The organism is Verrucomicrobiia bacterium (assembly GCA_035460805.1).
GTDB lineage: Bacteria > Patescibacteriota > UBA1384 > CAILIB01 > CAILIB01 > DATHWI01.
The window spans coordinates 1-2631 of record DATHWI010000109.1 but is presented as its reverse complement, the minus strand read 5'-3'; the positions used below and the strand labels follow the sequence as shown (position 1 = coordinate 2631).

5 protein-coding genes are annotated in these 2631 nt (G+C 51.3%); 3 read left to right on the top strand and 2 right to left on the bottom strand.

Going from position 1 to position 2631, the window contains the following annotated elements; all coding sequences use genetic code 11:
* A partial coding sequence (locus VLA04_04465) for an FAD-linked oxidase C-terminal domain-containing protein (GenBank protein HSI20918.1) occupies window positions 1-494 on the top strand: 494 nt, incomplete at its 5' end.
* 24 nt (window positions 495-518) lie between these two features.
* Here VLA04_04465 and VLA04_04460 read toward each other — a convergent pair.
* On the bottom strand, window positions 519-1058 hold the full coding sequence (locus tag VLA04_04460) for a hypothetical protein (protein HSI20917.1): 540 nt from the start codon (window positions 1056-1058) through the stop codon (window positions 519-521).
* Window positions 1059-1277: 219 nt separating this feature from the next.
* Here VLA04_04460 and VLA04_04455 point away from each other — a divergent pair, with 219 nt between their 5' ends.
* On the top strand, window positions 1278-1703 hold the full coding sequence (locus VLA04_04455; protein ID HSI20916.1) for an RNA-binding protein: 426 nt from the start codon (window positions 1278-1280) through the stop codon (window positions 1701-1703).
* A 43-nt stretch (window positions 1704-1746) separates the two neighbouring features.
* Here VLA04_04455 and VLA04_04450 read toward each other — a convergent pair whose 3' ends face one another.
* A complete protein-coding gene (locus VLA04_04450; GenBank protein ID HSI20915.1) occupies window positions 1747-2175 on the bottom strand; it encodes a MarR family transcriptional regulator in 429 nt (142 codons plus the stop codon).
* A gap of 72 nt (window positions 2176-2247) precedes the next feature.
* Between VLA04_04450 and VLA04_04445 the strand changes: the two genes are divergently transcribed.
* Window positions 2248-2631, top strand: a 384-nt coding sequence (locus VLA04_04445) for a polyketide cyclase (GenBank protein HSI20914.1), incomplete at its 3' end; no start/stop codon positions are given.

Here is a 2631-nt window from a genome sequence, read left to right as displayed (position 1 = left end):
ACGTCAAAGGGGTCCACACTGCACCGTTCATTGATGATACCGTTGTCCGGCCTGAACTTTTGCCAAAGTACATCCCTGAGCTTAACGAGATCATGAGTCAGTACAACCTGACCTACACCGTTGCAGGGCACATTGGGAATGCGAACTTCCATATCATCCCCCTCATGGACCTGTCCGACCCAGAGACCAAGAAGATCATCCCTAAGCTTTCCCGCGAAGTGTACGCACTCGTCATGAAGTACAAGGGTTCAATTACCGGGGAGCATAATGACGGCCTTATCCGTACGCCATTCCTCTTGGATATGTACGGTCATGACATCTACAACCTCTTTGTGAAGGTTAAGGGTATTTTCGACCCACACGCCATTTTCAACCCTGGCAAGAAAGTGCATGGCAACCTAAGCTACGCCATGTCGCACTTTGTGGATGACTCCCATATCGTGAAAGATGACCACTCTGGCAGGTGGAACATAGAAAAGAAAAAAGACGATTAAAAAAAGAGACCCGCAAGGGTCTCTTTACTTTTCTAAGTACGAGGCCATCTTGCCGATGGACTCTTTCCAAATACCTCGCCATTTTTCGATATCCGCTTCTTCCCTCATCTTCTCGTGGCCCAAGGCTATTTGGGCACCTGTCTTTTTAGGGTAAAACCCGATAGCAATCCGGCTGCCGTCCTCAAGCTTGGCTCGGACCGACTTAGACTCATTTGCAGTTGTAATGGTAATGGGAATATCCAGCCACTTATCACGGTTGCCCTCCATCCAGGCAGAATAGAGCTCCCCTACAGTAAATGGTAAGACTTTTGTCACGCTAACCTCGAAACCATCTGCCGTCTGATTCCTAATGCGGAGGCCGCGCGCTTGTTCATACCCAACCGTCACCATTTGGCACCACCAATGTGCCACGCCCTGTTCAGCATGAAGGTACTCAGCTATTTCTTTGTGGGAATGCTGGGTCGCCTGCCACGCATCAAGGATACTAAACCATCCGGCCCAATCTTTACCCGTAGCCTTGATGACTGCCTCACTCCCTATGCCGTTATACGCCTCTGTGTTCATGTACTAACTGTAGTGATTCTTGAGGGAATTATCCACTTTACATACAAGGGGGCTTTCTTTTTAGACAATATGTGCTATGCTGCCTGCGTGACTGGTTTGGCTCGTTTCTCCTGTTTGCAGCGACGCAGCGGTTAACGAGCGGATGCTTCGCGCCCCATCCACTCACGTTTCTATAAGTATTCATTCTAAACGCAGCGTCGCGCGTTCAAAGAGGAGCCTATGCGCCTTTACGTTGGGGGTTTTCCCTACGAAACTACTAAAGAAGAGCTGACACAGCTTTTCTCCGAGGTTGGTGAAGTCATTGACATCCACCTTCCTTTTGACCGTCAGTTTAACCGCCCTCGTGGGTTTGGTTTTATTGAAATGCCAGATGACGCAGCCCGCGCCGCTATCGAGCGGTTCCACGGTACTGACTTTGGTGGTCGTTCACTTACCGTAAACGAGGCCCAGCCTCGTGCCGAGCAACCAGGCGGTGGAAACCGTGGTGGTGGCGATCGCGGAGGTTTCCGCGGCGGTAACGGTGGTGGTGACCGTGGCGGTTTCCGCGGCGGTAACGGTGGTGGCAACGGAGGCGGTTTCCGCCCTCGTCGTGACGACTGGAACCAAGGCGGCGACGCTCCTGTAGAGCAGCAGCCAGAAGCCTAAGGGCTTTAGAAAAAGAACCCCGTAAGGGGTTCTTTTTTGTTACCTACAGGCCTGAGCTATTCTGCACGATTCGTTGAAGGACCTTGAAATAGATCTGATTCTCTTTGGCACTCACCCCCTTAAGAAGGGGCTGTAATGCGGCACGGACAGCCTCTTCTATAGGCCGAAGCATCTTCTCACCCTGCTTAGTAAGTGTGAGAAGCTTGGCACGGGTATCGCGACTATCTACCTCCAAGGCTACAAACCCCTTGGCATGCAGCGCCTTCACCGCATTAGTAACCAAGGGCGCTTCTACCCCCAGGGTACTTGCCACTTCAGATAACCGTAGGCCCTTGGTTTCATTAAGCTGACCCAAGAGTGTCCATTCACCCATACTGACATTGAAAGAATCTAGGGCTATCGAGACCTTCTGACGAAGGGCGCGGTACGCCCTGCTTTGAACTAAGGCAAGGTAGTGGGTGGGTGAAAACATAGTCTCTTATGGATACAAAAGCTACCCTGATCCGTCAAGCAAAACAGCCTGTTTCATGGTATGGTTGAGCACATGAAAAGCCCTCGCTACACCTTCGTAACCACCTGGCATGTTGACGCCCCACTGGAAGAGGTGTGGCTTCATCTCATCCACATAGAAGCGTGGCCAACGTGGTGGAAAGGGGTTGAAGAGGCTTCCATTCTTTCGGCACAGAACATTGCCTCGGGCGGTGTAGGGAGCCAGGTGAAGACCCGTTGGAGGAGTTGGCTACCTTATTCCATCTCTTTCGTCCTCACTATTAGAGAGGTACAGATTGGCAAGTACCTCATTGCCGATTCAAAAGGAGACTTGGACGGCACCGGCACGTGGGAATTTAGTGAAAACAACGGCACTACAATCGCCACATACACTTGGGACGTGCACACCACTAAACCATGGATGAATGTAGTAGCACCT

Excerpts from the sequence above, each read along its gene's own strand:
- VLA04_04460 (HSI20917.1), bottom strand. The coding sequence starts at position 1,058 with ATGAACACAGAGGCGTATAACGGCATAGGGAGTGAGGCAGTCATCAAG.
- VLA04_04455 (HSI20916.1), top strand. The coding sequence starts at position 1,278 with ATGCGCCTTTACGTTGGGGGTTTTCCCTACGAAACTACTAAAGAAGAG.
- VLA04_04450 (HSI20915.1), bottom strand. The coding sequence starts at position 2,175 with ATGTTTTCACCCACCCACTACCTTGCCTTAGTTCAAAGCAGGGCGTAC.